At 70.9% G+C, this 18,541-nt stretch carries 17 protein-coding genes, 2 tRNA genes and 1 pseudogene; 13 read left to right on the top strand and 7 right to left on the bottom strand.

From position 1 onward, the window contains the following. Positions 1–5: 5 nt before the first annotated feature. Complete coding sequence (rsmG, locus tag AB0A74_RS12315; RefSeq protein WP_358248875.1) at positions 6–701, bottom strand: 16S rRNA (guanine(527)-N(7))-methyltransferase RsmG; 696 nt, start codon at positions 699–701, stop codon at positions 6–8. A gap of 161 nt (positions 702–862) precedes the next feature. Then, a complete protein-coding gene (locus AB0A74_RS12310) occupies positions 863–1,321 on the bottom strand; it encodes an NUDIX hydrolase (RefSeq protein ID WP_358248874.1) in 459 nt (152 codons plus the stop codon). 45 nt (positions 1,322–1,366) lie between these two features. On the opposite strand from AB0A74_RS12310, the gene AB0A74_RS12305 reads away from it, so the two are divergent. Beyond that, positions 1,367–2,353, top strand: a complete 987-nt coding sequence (locus tag AB0A74_RS12305) for a methyltransferase domain-containing protein (RefSeq protein ID WP_358248873.1) — start codon at positions 1,367–1,369, stop codon at positions 2,351–2,353. A 49-nt stretch (positions 2,354–2,402) separates the two neighbouring features. Here AB0A74_RS12305 and AB0A74_RS12300 read toward each other — a convergent pair whose 3' ends face one another. Genes AB0A74_RS12300 through rpmH form a run of 5 tightly spaced genes read right to left on the bottom strand, consistent with a single transcriptional unit; the run spans position 2,403 to position 4,811 of the window. Further along, positions 2,403–2,948, bottom strand: coding sequence for a R3H domain-containing nucleic acid-binding protein (locus tag AB0A74_RS12300; RefSeq protein WP_309110013.1), 546 nt, complete (start codon positions 2,946–2,948; stop codon positions 2,403–2,405). A gap of 18 nt (positions 2,949–2,966) precedes the next feature. Beyond that, positions 2,967–3,971 carry a membrane protein insertase YidC gene (gene yidC, locus AB0A74_RS12295; protein WP_358248872.1) on the bottom strand — a complete coding sequence of 335 codons (1,005 nt, stop codon included), beginning with the start codon at positions 3,969–3,971 and terminating at the stop codon, positions 2,967–2,969. Between the two features lie 3 nt (positions 3,972–3,974). After that, positions 3,975–4,247 carry a membrane protein insertion efficiency factor YidD gene (yidD, locus tag AB0A74_RS12290; RefSeq protein ID WP_309110015.1) on the bottom strand — a complete coding sequence of 91 codons (273 nt, stop codon included), beginning with the start codon at positions 4,245–4,247 and terminating at the stop codon, positions 3,975–3,977. Beyond that, positions 4,244–4,654 carry a ribonuclease P protein component gene (rnpA, locus tag AB0A74_RS12285; protein ID WP_358248871.1) on the bottom strand — a complete coding sequence of 137 codons (411 nt, stop codon included), beginning with the start codon at positions 4,652–4,654 and terminating at the stop codon, positions 4,244–4,246. Before rnpA ends, yidD begins: the two co-directional genes overlap by 4 nt. 13 nt (positions 4,655–4,667) lie before the next feature. Then, positions 4,668–4,811 (bottom strand): 50S ribosomal protein L34, encoded by a 144-nt coding sequence (gene rpmH, locus AB0A74_RS12280; RefSeq protein WP_033428178.1) that lies wholly within the window; start codon positions 4,809–4,811, stop codon positions 4,668–4,670. Positions 4,812–5,280: 469 nt separating this feature from the next. Here rpmH and dnaA point away from each other — a divergent pair, with 469 nt between their 5' ends. The 12 genes and pseudogenes from dnaA (at position 5,281) to AB0A74_RS12220 (ending at position 18,528) form a co-directional block, all read left to right on the top strand. Beyond that, complete coding sequence (gene dnaA / locus AB0A74_RS12275) at positions 5,281–6,846, top strand: chromosomal replication initiator protein DnaA (RefSeq protein ID WP_358248870.1); 1,566 nt, start codon at positions 5,281–5,283, stop codon at positions 6,844–6,846. A gap of 1,215 nt (positions 6,847–8,061) precedes the next feature. Next, positions 8,062–9,198, top strand: a complete 1,137-nt coding sequence (dnaN, locus tag AB0A74_RS12270) for a DNA polymerase III subunit beta (RefSeq protein ID WP_358248869.1) — start codon at positions 8,062–8,064, stop codon at positions 9,196–9,198. Between the two features lie 29 nt (positions 9,199–9,227). Further along, positions 9,228–10,142, top strand: a complete 915-nt coding sequence (gene gnd, locus AB0A74_RS12265; RefSeq protein WP_358248868.1) for a phosphogluconate dehydrogenase (NAD(+)-dependent, decarboxylating) — start codon at positions 9,228–9,230, stop codon at positions 10,140–10,142. 1 nt (position 10,143) lies between these two features. Continuing rightward, a complete protein-coding gene (recF, locus tag AB0A74_RS12260) occupies positions 10,144–11,280 on the top strand; it encodes a DNA replication/repair protein RecF (protein ID WP_358248867.1) in 1,137 nt (378 codons plus the stop codon). A 118-nt stretch (positions 11,281–11,398) separates the two neighbouring features. After that, positions 11,399–11,899 carry a DciA family protein gene (locus AB0A74_RS12255; RefSeq protein WP_343933784.1) on the top strand — a complete coding sequence of 167 codons (501 nt, stop codon included), beginning with the start codon at positions 11,399–11,401 and terminating at the stop codon, positions 11,897–11,899. Positions 11,900–12,136: 237 nt separating this feature from the next. Further along, positions 12,137–14,107: a DNA topoisomerase (ATP-hydrolyzing) subunit B gene (gyrB, locus tag AB0A74_RS12250; protein ID WP_358248866.1), complete on the top strand. Its 1,971-nt coding sequence runs from the start codon at positions 12,137–12,139 to the stop codon at positions 14,105–14,107. Positions 14,108–14,153: 46 nt separating this feature from the next. After that, on the top strand, positions 14,154–16,670 hold the full coding sequence (gene gyrA / locus AB0A74_RS12245) for a DNA gyrase subunit A (protein WP_358248865.1): 2,517 nt from the start codon (positions 14,154–14,156) through the stop codon (positions 16,668–16,670). Between the two features lie 26 nt (positions 16,671–16,696). Further along, positions 16,697–17,482 carry a DUF3566 domain-containing protein gene (locus AB0A74_RS12240; RefSeq protein WP_358248864.1) on the top strand — a complete coding sequence of 262 codons (786 nt, stop codon included), beginning with the start codon at positions 16,697–16,699 and terminating at the stop codon, positions 17,480–17,482. Between the two features lie 57 nt (positions 17,483–17,539). Beyond that, a tRNA-Ile gene (locus tag AB0A74_RS12235) sits at positions 17,540–17,613 on the top strand. A 35-nt stretch (positions 17,614–17,648) separates the two neighbouring features. Then, positions 17,649–17,765, top strand: a pseudogene (locus AB0A74_RS12230) (DLW-39 family protein); the annotation flags it as partial. A gap of 35 nt (positions 17,766–17,800) precedes the next feature. Then, positions 17,801–17,873, top strand: a tRNA-Ala gene (locus AB0A74_RS12225). A 61-nt stretch (positions 17,874–17,934) separates the two neighbouring features. Beyond that, the gene (locus AB0A74_RS12220) at positions 17,935–18,528 is read left to right on the top strand and encodes a dihydrofolate reductase family protein (protein ID WP_343933780.1); all 594 of its coding nucleotides are present in this window, start codon (positions 17,935–17,937) and stop codon (positions 18,526–18,528) included. The last annotated feature ends 13 nt before the right edge of the window (positions 18,529–18,541 follow it).

Genomic DNA, 18,541 nt, shown 5'->3' with positions numbered 1-18,541 from the left:
CACGGTCACCGATCCTTCCGTGGTCTGGTTGCAGCCTTCACCGGTCGGCGCGCCCCGGCCCGGCGGCTCGCCTCGTCGCGCTCCACCAGCACGACGGTCGTCGGCACTTCGAGGACATCACCGCCGCAGGTGGTCACGGAGGGCCGGACGCCCCCGGCCCTCCGCACCGCCTCGGCGTCACGTTCGAGTTCTTCGGCGGCACTCTCACCCTTGAGCGCCACCAGCCGCCCACCGGGCCGCAGCAGCGGCAGGCACCACCGGGCGAGGCGTTCCAGCGGCGCGACCGCGCGGGCGGTCACGGCGTCGCTACCGGCCAGCCGCTCCCGCACCGGCCCCTCCTCGGCTCGCCCGCGCACCACCTCGACGTCCAGGCTGAGCGCCACCACGACCTCGGTCAGCCACGTCACCCGTCGAGCCATCGGTTCGAGGAGGGTGAGGTCGAGGTCCGGTCGCGCGATCGCCAGGGGGATGCCCGGCAGGCCCGCGCCCGAGCCTACGTCCACGACGCGGCTGCCGGCCGGGAAAAGCTCCGCCACGACGGCCGAGTTGAGCACGTGGCGCTCCCAGAGCCGGTCCACCTCGCGCGGTCCGATGAGGCCGCGCTCGACGCCCTGCTCCGTGAGCATCTCCGTGAAGGCGACCGCCTTGGGGTAGTGGTCACCGAAGACCTGCTTCGCGCGGTCTTCCAACTCTCCGGCCATGTCTCCGTCGTTTCACGTGAAACCACACGGCGGGTGTCGAGCCGGGTGGGTGGATGGGAGGCGCCCACGGGGGCGTCACGCGCCCCGCAAATGTGCCGACGACCACTATGACGGATCACCCCGCCGACACGCCAAATCGACGTGACCAGAACGACCGTGTTTCACGTGAAACGAGCGATTCGGCCGTCCTCGGGGCGGTTCCGGAACATCGCGAGCCCGACATCGACCGACTCGACGTGGTCGAGCCCGGGGACCACGGCGAGCGGGAACCACCCCGCCTGGTCGGTCGAGCCACCCACCTCGAAGGTCAGTTCGCCGCCCACCACCTCCGCCTCGTAGAGGATCCGGATGCGGTGGTAGTCCATGTCCACGCCGTCCCGGTTGAGCGGCCCGTGGACGTTCTGGATGCCGAGCAGTCGGCGCACCTCCGCCTTGTAGCCGGTCTCCTCGAACACCTCGCGGATGACGGCGTCGTACGGGTCCTCACCGTGGTCCACCCCGCCGCCGGGCAGGATCCACATCGGTCGCTCCGGCCCCAGCCACCGCGACAGGAGGATCTGGTCGTCCCGGACGATGACGGCGTACGCGGCGACGCGGAGCTTCCGGATGATCTCAGTCATGCGGGGACCGTTTCACGTGAAACACGACGAGGGGAAGAGCTTTCGATGCACACCATCCGCCCCGGCCGCCTCAGCACATCCGGCCACCCCGAGGGCGTCGCGGAAGTGGAACGCTGGACCGCCGCCGGCGTCGACATCGTCGTGTGCGCGCTGACCGACCAGGAGATCGCCGAACTGGACCTGGCGGACGCCCCCGACGCGGCGCGCGACCACCGGCACCTCCCCATCCCGGACTTCGGCGTGCCCACCGACCTCGACCACGAACTCCACCGCCTGGCCGAGGACATCCGCGCGGGCCGGCACGTCCTGGTCCACTGCTGGGGCGGCATCGGCCGCTCGTCCCTCCTGGCGGCGGCACTCCTCGTCCTCGACGGCGCGTCCCCGGCGGCGGCGTGGCAGGCGATCGCGGAGGCACGCGGACGGGACGTTCCGGAGACCGCCGAACAACGCGCCTGGCTCGACACCTTCGCGACGCGGCACTTCTGGGACGCGCAGGCGGAGGGGTTCGACGACGAACCCGATCACGGTCTGCGTGACCCGGACACGCGGCGGGCGTGGGCGAGCCTGCTCCTGCCGCTCGTCCCCGAACGGTCGGCGGTGATCGACCTCGGCTGCGGCACGGGGAGCTTGAGCGTGCTGCTGGCGGAGGCGGGGCACGACGTGCGCGGGCTCGACCTGTCCGGGCGGATGGTCGAGCGGGCGCGGGCCAAGGGCAGCGGGGCGGTCTTCGAGCGGGGGGACGCCGCGCACCCGCCCTACGCCGACGGCTCGGCGGACGTGGTGCTCGCCCGGCACGTGCTGTGGGCGCTGCCCGATCCCGAGGCCGCGCTCGCGCGGTGGGTGCGGTTGCTCAAGCCGGGCGGGCGGCTGCTCCTCGTGGAAGGCCGCTGGCACACCGGCGCGGGTCTCACCGCCGCCGAGACCGAGGCGCTCGTCCGGCGGCACCGGAGCCGGGTGGACGTCCGGCCCCTGACCGACCCGGCGTTGTGGGGCGGTCCGATCGGCGACGAGCGGTACCTCGTGACGGCATAGAAAACGGCCCTCGGTTTCACGTGAAACCGAGGGCCGTTCCCGGCACCACTCAGGGCTTGGGCAGCACCACGACCCGGCGCTGCGGCTCCTCGCCCTCGCTCTCGCTGTGCACGCCCGCCACCGCGGCGACGGCGTCGTGCACGACCTTCCGCTCGAACGGCGTCATCGGGTGCAGCCGGACCTTCTCGCCCGACGCCGCCACCTTCTCCGCCGTCGTGCGACCCAGCTCGGCCAGCTCGGCCCGCCGGTTCGCCCGCCAGCCCGCGATGTCCAGCATGAGCCGGCTGCGGACGCCGGTCTCCTGCTGCACGGCGAGCCGGGTCAGCTCCTGCAGGGACTCCAGCACGGTGCCGCGGGGGCCGACCAGCTTCTCCAGGTCGTCACCGCCGTCGATGCTGACGATCGCCCGACCGGCCTCGACGTCGAGGTCGATGTCACCGTCGTAGTCGAGCAGGTCGAGCAGCCTTTCGAGGTAGTCCCCCGCGATGTCGCCCTCCTGGACGAGCAGGTCCTCCGAACTCCCCGACCGCGCCGGCGGGGCCTCGTCGGCCTCCGGCGCCGCGTCCACGTCGGTCGCCTGCAACGTCTCCGACACGATGTCTCCTCTCCAGGGTCAACGACGCTTCTTGTTGCCCTGCTTCTTGCCCGGGGATCGGTCTGGGCTCAGACCGGGGATCTCGGTGGACGGCTTGCCGTTGCCGGTCTGCTCGTCCGACGGCGGCGTGTCCTGCGCGGCGGGCTTCTTCGCGGCCGTGGCGCCGGGCTTGGCGCCCGGCTTCGGCTTCGCACCGGGCCGCGGCGCGAGCGCCTGGCGCTTCTCGACGACCGCTTCCTTCTTCGCGGCTTCCTCGCGGTCGATGCGGTGGTACACGACGTACTGCTGGCCGAGGGTCCACATGTTGTTGCTCAGCCAGTAGAGCAGGATCGCGATGGGGAAGAAGAGGCCACCGACGAGCACGCCCAGCGGGAAGATGTAGAGCGTCAGCTTGTTCATGATCGCCGTCTGCGGGTTCTCGGCGGCGGCCTGCGTCTGGCGGGCCACCGAGTGCCGCGCGGTGAAGTGCGTGGCGATCGACGCGACGATCATCAGCGGGATCGCGACGTAGAGCACGGACGTCCGCTCGGTCGCGAACTGCTCCAGCTCGTTGGCGGGCATCGTGATGAAGGTCGAGAGGTTGACGCCGAACAGCTTGGCGTTGACGAACGACTCGACGCCCTGCGCGTCGAAGAAGTACACCTCGCCCCAGCCGGGCTTGAACGAGCGCAGCACGTGGAACAGGCCGATGAACACCGGGATCTGCACCAGCATCGGCAGGCAGCCGCCGAGCGGGTTCACGCCGTGCTCGGCCTGGAGCTTCTGCATCTCCTGGGCCTGGCGCTGCTTGTCGTTCGGGTACTTCTTCTTGATCTTCTGGATCTCGGGCGCGAACTCCTGCATCTTCCGCATCGAGCGCACCTGGCCGACGAACGGCTTGAACAGCAGCGCGCGCAGCGTGAAGACGAGGAACACCACGGCCAGCGCCCACGCGAACCCGCTCGACTCGCCGAAGACGTGTCCGAACACCCAGTGCCAACACCACAGGATGAAGGACACCGGGTAGTAGATGAAGTTGAGCACTTGCTACTCCTCGGCAGAAACGTCGGGGACCGTGGTTCGCCTCGGCGGAACGGGGTCCAGGCCACCAGGGTGCCAGGGTCCGCAGCGCAGCAGCCGGCGCAGGGCCAGCCAGGAGCCGCGCAACGGACCGTGGACGGTCAGCGCCTCCACCGCGTACGTGCTGCAACTCGGGTGGAAACGGCAGGTCGGGGGCAACGCGGGGGAGATGAACCGCCGGTAGAAGTGGATCGGCAGCAACAGCGCCCGCGTCACGGGGCTCACTCGGGTCCCGGTCATCGCAGCAACCTGCGCAGCGCCGCGTCGAAGTCGGCGGCCAGGTCGGCGCTGCTCGCCGTCGCCGCCGGGGCCAGCGCCCGCACGACCAGCGACGAGCCGGGGGGCAGGCCGGGCAACCGGTCCCGCACCACGTGGCGGAGCCGGCGGCTCACCCGGTGCCGGACCACGGAGTTGCCCACGGCCTTGCTCACGACGAAGCCCACCTTGGACTGCACGTCCGAGGTGGGCTGCGCCGACGTTCGACCGGTCGCGACGTCCTCCGCCGCGACCGGGGTGCCTGCTGGAACACCCGCCGGGGTCGGCACGAGGGCGTGCACGACCAGCCGGGGCCGGCCGGCCCGGCGGCCTCGGCGGACCACCAGGCCGAAGTCCTGGCTGCGGGTCAGCCGGTTGGCCGCGGGAAGCACGGCGCTGCGGCGATCAGGCGGAGAGCTGCTTGCGGCCCTTGCTGCGGCGCGCGGCCAGGATGGCGCGACCGGCACGGGTGCGCATACGCAGCCGGAAGCCGTGCGTCTTCGCGCGGCGGCGGTTGTTGGGCTGGAAGGTGCGCTTACCCTTGCTCACGGTCGGACTCCCGATGCTTAACGTCTGTGGTGGTCCCCGGCCGTTCATAGGGCGCGCGAAGAGCACGCCTCGCAATCGGAGACCGGTCCAGGGTACGCGTCCCCGGGGGCGGGACCCAAATCGGGGTCCGGGGCAGGCGGGTCCGGCGATCATCGAGGGCGCGGCGGACGCTCCCGCCGACCACCGACCGCGACGCATCCGGCACGTAAAACGCTTGCGACGACCGACGTCTTGTGGCAGAGCCCGCTCCTTGTTAGCGTGCTGCCTTCGCGGGTAGCCGTGGCCGACGCAGCGTCGCACGGACCGCACCGGTGTCGGGAAAGCAACGGGGGGAACCGCTGCACTCCGACGCGCGTTCGTGCACAGTTGTGGATAACTCTGTGGATGCCTCTATTCTCCGTGTCCACGTCGTGGCGGTCCCCGGGGGCTGACCGCGGGGGAGTCACACCGAGGGGAGGGGAGCGCGGAGGTGTCCGACCACCAGGCCGATCTGGGTCTCGTGTGGGAACAGGTCGTGCAGGAACTGGCTGCCAGCACGCTCTCACCGCAGCAACGCGCCTGGATGCGCGTGACCCGTCCCATCGGCCTGCTCGACGGCACCGCGCTGCTCGCCGCGCCGTCCGAGTTCGCCAAGGAAGCCATCGAGCGGGCGCTGCGCGACCCGATCACCGCCGCCCTGTCCCGCCGCCTCGGCCGGGCCGTGTCGCTGGCGGTGAAGGTCGACTCGCCGGAGCCGGTCAACGGCCCGCCGACCACGCCCATCCCCGTGCCCGTACCCCCGAACGGGGTACCCACCAACGGGGTGGTCCCGCCGGACCTGCCGCCCGTCCCGGGGGGCGGGCTCGTCGTCGGCGAGGAGACCGAGACCGACGAAGAGGTGGACGAGGAGGGCGACGCCCTCGCCACGGTCACCGAGATCTGGCCGACGTTCGGCGGCGGTGGCGGCGCGCCGAGCGGGATGCCGTTCACGCGGCCCGCGAACCCGGCGTCCTCGCAGACCCGGCTGAACGAGAAGTACAACTTCGACACCTTCGTGATCGGCGCGTCGAACCGCTTCGCCCACGCGGCGGCGGTCGCGGTCGCCGAGGCGCCGGCGCGCGCGTACAACCCGCTGTTCATCTGGGGCGAGTCGGGTCTGGGCAAGACCCACCTGCTGCACGCCGTGGGCCACTACGCGCAGCGGCTGTTCCCCGGGATGCGGGTGCGGTACGTGTCCACGGAGGAGTTCACCAACGACTTCATCAACTCCCTGCGCGACGACCGCAAGGTCGCCTTCCAGCGCCGCTACCGGGACATCGACGTGCTCCTGGTGGACGACATCCAGTTCCTGGAGGGCAAGGAAGGCACGCAGGAGGAGTTCTTCCACACGTTCAACACGCTGCACAACTCGAACAAGCAGATCGTGGTGTCCTCCGACCGGCCGCCCAAGCGGCTGGAGACCCTGGAGGACCGGCTGCGCACGCGGTTCGAGTGGGGCCTGATCACCGACATCCAGCCGCCCGAGCTGGAGACCCGGATCGCGATCCTGCGCAAGAAGGCGGCCCAGGACCGGCTCGCGGCCCCGGCCGAGGTGCTGGAGTTCATCGCGGCCCGGATCGAGCGGAACATCCGCGAGCTGGAGGGCGCCCTGATCCGGGTGACGGCGTTCGCGTCGCTCAACCGGCAACCGGTGGACGTGCAGCTGGCCGAGATAGTGCTGCGCGACCTCATCCCGGACTCCCACGCGCCGGAGATCACCGCCCCGACGATCATGGCGGTGACGGCGGAGTTCTTCGGCGTCACGATCGACGACCTGTGCGGCCCCGGCAAGACGAAGGTGCTGGCGCAGGCGCGGCAGATCTCCATGTACCTGTGCCGCGAGCTGACCGACCTGTCGCTGCCGAAGATCGGCCAGACGTTCGGCGGTCGCGACCACACGACGGTCATGCACGCGGACAAGAAGATCCGCAAGGAGATGGCCGAGCGGCGGCGGGTGTACGAGCAGGTGCAGGAGCTGACCTCCCGCATCAAGCAGCGGGCCCGCCACACCCCCTGACCCTCCCACCCGCCAGCGCCCCGCCGATCCGCGCCGTGAGCCGCGCGGGTTGAAGACGCGCCGGTAGGGCGCGCGGACCGGCGCCACCGACGTTCCGGCACTGGCGCACGCGCACACCTACCTCTCCGGCCACCGCGCCTACCCGTCATCGGGCACCCCCTCGACCACTGCTCGCGGTGGCCGGGGCGTGGCTGTGTTCCCGCGGTGGCCGGCCGTGGTCTGCATCGGGTCGCGGTGCTCGACGGCGCTGGTCGGTCTGGCGGTGGTCCGGGGCGGACCCGCCGAGTCGCTGCCGCGCCGGCTGAGCGGACGACCTTCCCGACCGGCACCGCCCCGCTTCCGGACCGGCACCCGCCTCGGGACGCGCCGGGGCGGGTGCCGGTTCGGAAGCGGGGCACCCCCGGGGCGGGTTCGTCCCTGGGGCGGGTTCGCGTCCGGGGCGGGTTCGCGTCCGGGGGCGAGGTGCGTCCCCGGGGCGGGCCCGCACCCGGGGGCCGGGGTGCGGGATGGGCGCGCGCCCGGGGGCGGGAGACGCGTCCCCGGGTGTGGCGGGAGCGCCGCGGTGGCCGCGCCCGGGGGCGGGCGAGGTGTCGTCGTGGGGTGGCCGTGGAGGTCGCGGAACGGGTCCCGGAGGTGCCCGCGACCGCCACCAGGGCCGCTCGACCCCGGGTGCGGGCGGGTGAACCCGCGGGAAAAGTTGTCCACAAAGCCCAGGGAACTCGCCGATCGGGGGAGATCCAGGCCACGATCACCCTGTGCAGCACCCGGGGAGAACTCGACCCACACCCGGGGATGCACCCGGGGACAACTCGGCCGATCTGTGGACCGAACGGACCACCGCCGTAGTTCTCCCCGGGGGCGGCGATCTGTCCCCGGGTGACGACCCGTGTTCGTCCACACCTCCAACCGGGCGACGAGCTGCGGGAACGGACGTTGTCCACACTGTCCACAGCCCTTACTGCTGTTGCTGTTGTCTTCCCTTGAAGAGATGAACAAAGAAAAAACAGCCGGCGTGGACACCCGGGGACAGGGCTCGCACCCGGGGCGACACCCGGGGCCGCCCCGAGGTGACGAAGTCCCCGAGGAAGCTCTACGGTGGAGCCTCCGCGCCGAGGGTCGGAGCTCTCCGGCGAGGGACGCGGCTCCCCGAACCCCCACCGCAACGCTTGCTGCTGTGGGTCATGCCGACTTGAGGAACTTGAGAAAGGACGCCTCATGAAGATCCGCGTCGAGCGCGACGGCCTGGCCGACGCCGTCGCCTGGGTCGCGCGCAGCCTGCCGTCCCGGCCGCCGGTCCCGGTGCTCGGCGGCGTGCTGCTCGATGCCGGGGCCGAGGACGGGTCGGGCGACGCGCTCACCGTCTCCGGGTTCGACTACGAGGTCTCCGCCCAGTGCGGCGTCCCGGCGACGATCGCGGACGGCGGCAAGGCGCTGGTCAGCGGCCGGCTGCTGGCCGACATCACCAAGGCGCTGCCCAACCACCCCGTCGAGATCGCGGTGGACGGCGCGCGCATGACGATCAGCTGCGGCAGCGCCCGGTTCAGCCTGCCTACCATGCCGGTCGAGGACTACCCGCAACTGCCGTCCATGCCGCAGCTCGTCGGCGAGCTGCCGGGCGAGGTGTTCGGCGAGGCGGTCAACCAGGTCGCCGTCGCGGCGGGCAAGGACGACACCTTGCCGATGCTGACCGGCGTGCGGCTGGAGATCGGCGAGGGCAAGCTGACCCTCGTGGCCACCGACCGGTTCCGGCTCGCGATGCGCGAGTTCGAGTGGGCGCCCAACGCGGAGCTCGGCGAGGTCGCCGTGCTCGTGCCGGCCAAGACGCTCAACGACTCCGCCAAGACGCTCGGGGCGTCCGGCGCGAAGGTCGAGCTGTCGCTCGCGGCCAACGACGGGCTGCTGGGCCTGTCGGGCACCGGCCGCCGCACCACCACCCGCCTGCTCGACGCCGACTTCCCCAAGTACCGCCAGCTGCTGCCGACCGAGCACTCGGCCGCCGCGGTCATCGAGGTGGACACGCTGGTGCAGGCGATCAAGCGCGTGTCGCTGGTCGCCGAGCGCGGCACCCAGGTGCGGCTGGAGTTCGTCGACTCGGTGCTGCGCCTGTCGGCCGGCGGCGACGACGAGGGCAGCGCGGAGGAGGAGCTGCCGGTCGAGTACACCGGCGAGGCGGTGACCATCGCGTTCAACCCGACCTACCTCCTCGAAGGGCTGCAGGCGGTGCGGACGCCGCGCGCCCACTTGTCCTTCACCACACCGAGCCGCCCGGCACTGCTCAAGCCGGTGGACGAGGATGGGAACGTGGCGCCGGGCTACCTCTACCTGCTCATGCCCGTGCGCCTGCCCGGCTGATCAAGAACTTCCAGGGGAGAGGAACCACCGTGCAGCTCGGACTCGTCGGCCTCGGCAAGATGGGGTTCAACATGCGCGAGCGGATTCGCCGCGCGGGCCACGAGGTGGTGGGCTACGACCGGAACCCGGACGTGACCGACGCCGACTCGCTGGCCGACATGGTGGCGAAGCTGGAGTCGCCGCGCGTCGTGTGGGTGATGGTGCCCGCCGGTGACATCACCCGGCAGACGATCGCCGAACTCGGCGAGCTGCTGTCCGAGGGCGACCTCGTGATCGAAGGCGGCAACTCCCGGTTCACCGACGACGCCGAGAACGCCGAGGCGCTGGGCGCCAAGGGCATCGGTTACCTGGACTGCGGTGTGTCCGGTGGCGTGTGGGGCCTGGAGAACGGCTACGGCCTGATGGTCGGCGGCGAGCCCGAGCACGTCGAGCGCGCCATGCCGATCTTCGACGCGCTGCGCCCGGAGGGTCCGCGCGAGGAGGGCTTCGCGCACGCCGGCCGGGTGGGCGCGGGCCACTTCGCGAAGATGGTGCACAACGGCATCGAGTACGGCCTGATGCAGGCCTACGCCGAGGGCTTCGAGCTGCTGGAGGCCTCGAAGGTCGTCGAGGACGTGCCGGCCACGATCAAGGCGTGGCAGCGCGGCACCGTCGTCCGGTCCTGGCTGCTGGACCTGCTGGTCCGCGCGCTGGAGTCGGACCCGGAGCTGGACGACCTGCGCGGTCACGTCGAGGACTCCGGCGAGGGCCGGTGGACGGTCGAGGAGGCGATCAACCACGCGGTGCCCGCGCCGGTGATCTCCGCCGCGCTGTTCGCCCGGTTCGCCTCGCGCCAGGACGACTCGCCGGCGATGCGGGCGGTGGCGGCGCTGCGCAACCAGTTCGGCGGGCACGCGGTGGTGTCGGCCGGTCCGTCGTCGGGCACCGGAACCACGCAGAGCTGAGTTGTACGTCAGACACCTCCAGGTGACCGACTTCCGGTCCTGGGAGCAGGCGGACCTGGCGTTCGAGCCGGGGGTGAGCGTCCTCGTCGGGCGCAACGGCCAGGGCAAGACCAACCTGGTCGAGGCGCTCGGCTACGTGGCGACCCTCGGCTCGCACCGGGTGGCGACGGACGCGCCGCTGATCCGGCACGGCGCGCCGCGCGCGGTGGTGCGGGCGGCCGTGGTCAACGAGGGCCGCGAGCTGCTGGTCGAGCTGGAGATCACGGCGGGCAAGGCGAACCGGGCGCGGATCAACCGCGGCCCGGTGCCGCGCCCGCGCGACGTGCTGGGCATCCTGCGGACGGTGCTGTTCGCGCCGGAGGACCTGGCGCTGGTGCGCGGCGACCCCGGCGAGCGGCGGCGGTTCCTGGACGAGCTGCTCACCACCCGGTCGCCGCGGTACGCCGGGGTGCGGTCGGACTACGAGCGCGTCCTCAAGCAGCGCGGCGCGTTGCTGAAGAGCGTGAAGGCGACGCGGTCGGCGGACATCTCGACGCTGGACGTGTGGGACGGGCACTTGGCGCGGCACGGCGCGGAGCTGCTGGCGGGCCGGCTGGACCTGGTGGCGGACATCGCGCCGCACGTGGCGCAGGCCTACGCCGAGGTCGCCGGGGGTGGGCTGGGGGACGAGCGACAGTCGCGGCCCGCTCGGATCGCGTACCGGTCGAGCCTGGGCGATGCTTTCCCGGGAACGCATGATCGGGACGCGCTGGAGGAGTCGTTGCTGGCGGAGCTGCGCCGGGTGCGGTCGCAGGAGGTCGAGCGGGGCGTGTGCCTGGTCGGCCCGCACCGCGACGACCTGGAGCTGGCGTTGGGCGACCTGCCCGCCAAGGGCTACGCCAGTCACGGAGAGTCGTGGTCGTTCGCGCTCGCCCTGCGGCTCGGCGGGTACGAGCTGCTGCGCGCGGAGGGCGCCGAACCGGTGCTCGTGCTGGACGACGTGTTCGCCGAACTCGACCGCGGCCGGCGGCGGCAGCTCGCGAAGGTGGCGGCCGGCGCGGAGCAGGTGCTGATCACCGCGGCGGTCGCGGAGGACGTGCCGGAGGAGTTGGACGGCGCCCGGTTCGAGGTCGGCCACGGGGAGGTGCGCCGTGTCTGACGCACTGCCCCAAAAGGGTGTGATCGACGGCACATCTGGGGACAACCCTGTGGATGGTGTGGATAACTCCGGCACAGACAGGGACTTGTCCACACCTGAAGTCACACCAGAGGGTGGTTTGCGCGGCTCGGACCTGGCTCGCGCGGCCCTCGACGCGGCCCGCGCGTCGGCGAAGGAGCGCGGCGCGCGCGTCCGGAAGGGCGGTCGCGGCGGTGCCGGCGCCCGCCGCCGGCGGCGTTCGTGGTCCGGTCCCGGGCCCGACGACCGCGACCCCCAGCCGCTGGGTCGGATCGCCTCCCGGATCGCCGCCGACCGCGGCTGGACCGAGCGCCTCGCGGGCGGCCAGGTCTTCGCGCGGTGGGGGAAGTTGGTCGGCGAGGACGTAGCCGAGCACGCGCGCCCGGTCGCGTTCAGTGACGGCGAGCTGACCGTCCAGGCCGACTCGACGGCGTGGGCCACGCAGCTGCGGCTGCTCCAGCGCGAGCTGCTCAAGAAGATCGCGGCGGGCGTCGGCAACGGCGTCGTCCTGCGGTTGAAGGTGCAGGGCCCGGCGGCGCCGAGTTGGCGCTACGGCCCGCTGCACGTTCCCGGGCGCGGACCACGTGACACCTACGGGTGAGCCACGCGAGGGGCTCAGCGGCGATCCTGTGGCGCGGTGAGCGCTCACCAGCCGTTTCGCACCCCGTCAACGGCCGTCCGGACCCATCCGCGTTCACTTCGGCCCGTCTGTGAGCGAACCAGGGGTGTCCTTGATGGGTTTCTGCGCGCCTCGCCCGGTAGAATCGGGGGGTAGCGTGACTCCAGCGTCACACCTTCCGTGGCGAGTCGCCCCGTAGTCCGAGGAGACACCAGGCCCGTGGCAGCCAAGAAGAATGAGTACAGCGCGTCCTCGATCACCGTCCTGGAGGGCCTGGAGGCGGTCCGCAAGCGGCCCGGCATGTACATCGGGTCCACCGGCGAGCGCGGTCTGCACCACCTGATCCAGGAGGTGGTGGACAACTCGGTCGACGAGGCGATGGCCGGTTACGCGAGCAAGGTCGAGGTGACCCTGCTGGCCGACGGCGGCGTCCGGGTCGTGGACGACGGCCGCGGCATCCCGGTCGACATGCACCCGGTCGAGAAGCGGCCGACGCTGGAGGTCGTGCTGACCGTCCTGCACGCGGGCGGCAAGTTCGACAGCGACTCCTACGCGGTCTCCGGCGGTCTGCACGGCGTCGGCATCTCCGTGGTCAACGCGCTGTCGACGGCGGTCGACGTCGAGGTCAAGCGCGACGGTTTCACGTGGAACCAGCGCTTCGAGGCCAGCAAGCCCGCGCACGAGCTGCGCAAGGGCGAGGCCACCGAGGAGACCGGCACGACCGTCACGTTCTGGGCGGACCCGGAGATCTTCGAGACCACCGAGTACAACCTGGAGACCATCTCCCGGCGGCTCCAGGAGATGGCGTTCCTCAACAAGGGCCTCACCATCGTCCTGCGCGACGAGCGCGTGCGCGCCGAGGACGAGGAGGCCGACGCCGAGGGTCACGTCGCGCGCGTGCGCGAGCGCACGTTCCACTACCCCGGCGGCCTGGAGGACTTCGTCCGCCACATCAACCACACCCGCGAGGCCGTGCACCAGAAGGTCATCGCGTTCGAGGCCAAGAGCGATGAGCTGGAGGTCGAGGTGGCGATGCAGTGGAACACCGGCTACACGCCGTCGGTCTACACCTTCGCCAACACGATCAACACGCACGAGGGCGGCACCCACGAGGAGGGCTTCCGCGCCGCGCTGACCCGCGTGGTCAACGAGTACGCGCGCGACAAGAAGCTGCTCAAGGAGAAGGACAGCAACCTCACCGGCGACGACATCCGCGAGGGCTTGGCCGCGATCATCTCGGTCAAGCTCAAGGAGCCCCAGTTCGAGGGCCAGACCAAGACCAAGCTGGGCAACAGCGAGGCCAAGTCGTTCGTGCAGAAGTCGACCAACGAGCACCTGGCCGACTGGTTCGAGCGCCACCCGAACGAGGCCAAGACGATCGTCACCAAGGCGGTGTCGTCGGCGCAGGCCCGCATCGCCGCCCGCAAGGCCCGCGAGCTGGTCCGCCGCAAGGGCGCGCTGGACATCGGCGGCCTGCCCGGCAAGCTCAAGGACTGCCGCTCCACCAACCCGGAGGAGTGCGAGATCTACATCGTGGAGGGCGACTCCGCGGGCGGCTCGGCCAAGGAGGGCCGGGACTCCATGTTCCAGGCGATCCTGCCGATCCGGGGCAAGATCATCAACGTGGAGAAGGCGCGCATCGACCGCGTGCTGAAGAACAACGAGGTCCAGTCGCTGATCACCGCGCTGGGCACCGGCATCCACGAGGACTTCGACCTCGCCAAGCTGCGCTACCACAAGATCGTGCTGATGGCCGACGCCGACGTCGACGGCCAGCACATCCGCACGCTGCTGCTCACGCTGCTGTTCCGGTTCATGCGCCCGCTGATCGAGCACGGCCACGTGTACCTCGCGTCGCCGCCGCTCTACAAGATCAAGTGGCAGCGCGCCGAGCCGGAGTTCGCCTACTCCGACAAGGAGCGCGACGGCCTGATCGAGCGCGGCCTGGCGGCGGGCAAGAAGATCGGCAAGGACGACAACATCCAGCGCTACAAGGGCCTCGGCGAGATGAACGCCGAGGAGCTGTGGGAGACGACGATGGACCCGGCCAACCGGGTGCTGCTCCAGGTCACGATGGACGACGCGGCCACCGCCGACGAGCTGTTCAGCGTGCTCATGGGCGAGGACGTCGAGGCGCGGCGCAGCTTCATCACGCGCAACGCCAAGGACGTCCGCTTCCTGGACGTGTGAGCCCCTCCACCACCCGTAGGCCGGAAGTCGAAGAGGAAGAAGGACCGTGACCGAGACGACCCTGCCCCCGGATGTCGACCGCACCGAGCCGGTCGACATCCAGCAGGAGATGCAGCGCTCCTACATCGACTACGCGATGAGCGTGATCGTGGGCCGCGCGCTCCCGGACGTGCGCGACGGCCTCAAGCCGGTGCACATCCGGGTGCTGTACTCCATGTTCGACTCGGGGTTCCGCCCGGACCGCAGCTACAACAAGTGCGCCCGCGTCGTCGGCGACGTCATGGGCAACTACCACCCGCACGGCGACTCGGCGATCTACGACGCGCTGGTCCGCCTCGCCCAGCCGTGGGCGTTGCGCTACCCGTTGATCGACGGCCAGGGCAACTTCGGCTCCCAGGGCAACGACCCCGCCGCCGCCATGCGGTACACGGAGTGCCGGCTCACGCCGCTGGCCATGCACATGCTCGCGGACATCGAGGAAGAGACCGTCGACTTCCGCGACAACTACGACGGCCGCATCCAGGAGCCGACGGTCCTCCCGTCGCGCATCCCGAACCTGCTGATCAACGGCTCGTCCGGCATCGCGGTCGGCATGGCCACCAACATCCCGCCGCACAACCTCCGCGAGGTCGCGGACGGCGTGGTGTGGGCGCTGGACAACCCCGAGGCCTCCGACGAGGAGACCCTGGAGGCCATGATCGAGCGGATCAAGGGCCCCGACTTCCCGACCTACGGCCAGATCCTCGGCACCTCCGGCATCCAGGAGGCCTACCGCACCGGCCGCGGCTCGGTGAAGATGCGCGCCGTCGTCGAGATCGACGAGGACGCCAAGGGCCGCACCATCCTGGTCGTCACCGAGCTGCCCTACCAGGTCAACCCGGACAACCTGGTGGAGAACATCGCCGCCCTGGTCCGCGACCAGAAGCTCACCGGCATCGCGAACATCGCCGACGAGTCCAACAAGCGCTCGGGCATGCGGATCGTGGTCACGCTCAAGCGGGACGCGGTCGCCAAGGTCGTGCTGAACAACCTCTACAAGCACACCCAGCTGCAGTACTCGTTCGGCGTGAACATGCTGGCCCTGGTCGACGGCGTGCCGCGCACGCTGCGCCTGGACCAGATGATCCGGCACTACGTGAAGCACCAGATCGAGGTCATCGTCCGGCGCACCCGCTTCCGGCTGCGCAAGGCCGAGGAGCGGGCCCACATCCTGCGCGGCCTGGTCAAGGCGCTCGACCAGCTCGACGCCGTGATCGCCCTGATCCGCCGGTCGGAGACGCCCGAGGTGGCGCGCACCGGCCTGATGGAGCTGCTCGACGTCGACGAGATCCAGGCCAACGCGATCCTGGAGATGCAGCTGCGCCGCCTGGCGGCCCTGGAGCGGCAGAAGATCATCGACCAGCTGGCCGAGATCGAGGTCGAGATCGCCGACCTGAAGGACATCCTCGACAAGCCGGAGCGGCAGCGCGCCATCGTGCGCGAGGAGCTGATGGCGATCGTGGAGAAGCATGGCGACGACCGGCGCACCAAGATCGTGCCGTTCGACGGCGACGTGTCGATGGAAGACCTCATCGCGGTCGAGGACGTCGTCGTCACGATCACCCGGACGGGTTACGCGAAGCGCACCAAGACCGACCTGTACCGCTCGCAGAAGCGCGGCGGCAAGGGCGTGCAGGGCGCGCAGCTCAAGCAGGACGACATCGTGGCGCACTTCTTCGTGTGCTCCACGCACGACTGGATCCTGTTCTTCACCAACAAGGGCCGGGTGTACCGCGCCAAGGCGTACGAGCTGCCCGAGGCCAACCGGAACGCGCGCGGCCAGCACGTGGCCAACCTCCTCGCGTTCCAGCCGGACGAGGAGATCGCCCAGGTCATCCAGATCAAGAACTACGAGGTCGCGCCGTACCTGGTGCTGGCCACCCGCAAGGGCCTGGTGAAGAAGTCGAAGCTGTCCGACTTCGACTCCAACCGATCGGGTGGTCTCATCGGCATCAACCTGCGCGAGGACGACGAGCTGGTCGGCGCCGTGCTCTGCTCGGCCGACGACGACCTGCTGCTGGTGTCCAAGGACGGCCAGTCCATCCGGTTCCACGCGAACGACGAGGCGCTGCGCCCGATGGGCCGCGCGACCTCCGGCGTCCAGGGCATGCGGTTCAACACCGGGGACGAGCTGCTGTCCATGGGTGTCGTCCAAGAGGGTCTGTTTGTTTTGGTGGCCACCGACGGTGGGTACGCCAAGCGCACGCCGATCGAGGACTACCCGGTGCAGGGACGCGGTGGGAAGGGTGTGCTGACCATCCAGCACGACCGGCGCCGTGGGAGGCTTGTCGGCGCGCTCATCGTCGACGTCGACGACGAGCTGTACGCGATCACGTCCGCGGGCGGTGTGATCCGCACCAGCGCCGCGGAGGTGCGCAAAGCGGGCAGGCAGACGAAGGGCGTCCGGTTGATGAACCTCGGCGAAGGGACCACTCTCATCGCGGTGGCACGCAACGCCGACGAGGCCGGAGACGTCACCACTGGTGACGGCGCCGAGACCGACCAGGCGGAGCCTGCCAACTAGCGCGGACGAGAGGTTGAGGACTGCTCGTGAGCTCACCCGAGAAGCCAGAGGACAAGACCGCGGTGATCACCCGGCCCGGTGCCGAGAAGACACCGGGCGACGAGCCGACGGTGCAGACGTCGTCTGGCCAGGGCTCGTCGGGTGGTGACACGCCGGCGCCCGCCGAGCAGGAGGCGCCGGCCACACCCCCGCCGTGGGCGCGGGTGACCAGCGACGCGCAGTACGCCGAGGCCAAGCAGGTCGGGCCCGGCGACCCGCCGCCCGAGCAGCCCGCCGAGGAGGGCGCGCAGCCGGCGTACCCGGCGCAGGACCCGGACACCGTCGCCGTGGCGCGACCGGTGATCACGGGCACCGCCGCGCCGCAGGGCGCCGCGCGCACCTCGGTGAACCTGGGCGCGGCCAACGGCCGTCCGGCCGCGTCGGCGACGTCCGCGCGCCGGCCCGGCCGGGGCCCGCGCCGGGCGAGCCTCCAGGTCAAGCGGGTCGATCCGTGGTCGGTGCTCAAGCTGGCCCTGGTGCTCAGCGTGGCGCTGTTCTTCGTGTGGCTGGTCGCGGTCGGTGTTCTGTACGGCGTGCTGAACGGCATGGGCGTGTGGGACAAGATCAACAACACGGCCAACGACCTGCTCCAGGGCAACGAGGCCTCCGGCGACCCGTTGATCAGCGCCGGGCGCGTGTTCGGCGTGGCGGCGATCGTCGGCGCGGTCAACATCGTGCTGTTCACGGCGCTGGCGACGGTCGGCGCGTTCGTCTACAACGTGTCGGCGGACCTCGCGGGCGGACTGGAAGTGACCCTGTCCGAGCGCGAGTGACACCGGCGATTTGGGGCGGCGACGGGCGATCGTGTACTGTTGCCGTCGTTGCCCCGAGGGCCTATAGCTCAGGCGGTTAGAGCGCTTCACTGATAATGAAGAGGTCGGAGGTTCAAGTCCTCCTAGGCCCACCGGAAGTTTCACAGGATTGCAGAGGGGAACTGCTGTGAAGAAGATCATCGCACTTGTCGCCGTCGCCGGTGCGGTTCTGTTCTTCGTCAAGCGCAGCCGCTCGGCCAAGGCCGACGCTGACCTGTGGCGCGAGGCCACCGCCCCCACCGACTGACCCGCGAGGGCGGTGCTGCCGCCCCTCGTGAGGGGGACGTAGCTCAATTGGCAGAGCACCGCCTTTGCAAGGCGGGGGTTAGGGGTTCGATTCCCCTCGTCTCCACGTTTGAAGGCTCGCGAACACTCGCGGGCCTTTTGGCGTTTCCGCGGTCGGGGGGAGCGGTGTGGGCATCGTCACGTGCGGGATCACGGTCTCGGTGGACGGGTTCGTCGCCGGACCGGACCAGAGCGTCGAGGACCCGCTGGGCGTGGACGGCGAGCTGCTGCACCGCTGGATGTTCGAGCAGCCCGACCTGCACCGGGCGGAGCTGGCCGCGATCACCGGCGCGGGCGCGTTCGTGATGGGCCGCAACATGTTCGGCCCCGTGCGCGGCGAGTGGGCGGGCGATTGGCGCGGCTGGTGGGGCGACGACCCGCCGTACCACGCGCCGGTGTTCGTGCTGACCCACCACCCGCGCGAGCCGGTCGAGATGCTCGGCGGCACCACGTTCCACTTCGTCACCGACGGCGTCGAGGCGGCGGTGGCCCGGGCCCGCGAGGCGGCCGGTGACCGGGACGTCGCGATCGCGGGCGGCGCTTCGGTGGTCGACCAGTGCCTCGCGGCCGGCCTGGTGGACGAGCTGTGGCTGCACGTCGCGCCCATCACGCTCGGCGCGGGCGCGCGGCTGTTCGACGGGGTCGGCCGGCTGGACCTGGAGCCCGTGGAGAGCCGGGGCACCGACCTGGTCACGCACACCAGGTACCGCGTGCGCCGGTGAGGTGGGGCGCCCC

This window comes from Saccharothrix sp. NPDC042600, from assembly GCF_040647305.1.
Lineage (GTDB): Bacteria > Actinomycetota > Actinomycetes > Mycobacteriales > Pseudonocardiaceae > Actinosynnema > Actinosynnema mutabilis.
This window is presented reverse-complemented; position numbering and strand designations above follow the sequence as displayed.

Excerpts from the sequence above, each read along its gene's own strand:
- dnaN (WP_358248869.1), top strand. The coding sequence starts at position 8,062 with ATGAAGATCCGCGTCGAGCGCGACGGCCTGGCCGACGCCGTCGCCTGG.
- AB0A74_RS12305 (WP_358248873.1), top strand. The coding sequence starts at position 1,367 with ATGCACACCATCCGCCCCGGCCGCCTCAGCACATCCGGCCACCCCGAG.
- rsmG (WP_358248875.1), bottom strand. The coding sequence starts at position 701 with ATGGCCGGAGAGTTGGAAGACCGCGCGAAGCAGGTCTTCGGTGACCAC.
- AB0A74_RS12310 (WP_358248874.1), bottom strand. The coding sequence starts at position 1,321 with ATGACTGAGATCATCCGGAAGCTCCGCGTCGCCGCGTACGCCGTCATC.
- yidD (WP_309110015.1), bottom strand. The coding sequence starts at position 4,247 with ATGACCGGGACCCGAGTGAGCCCCGTGACGCGGGCGCTGTTGCTGCCG.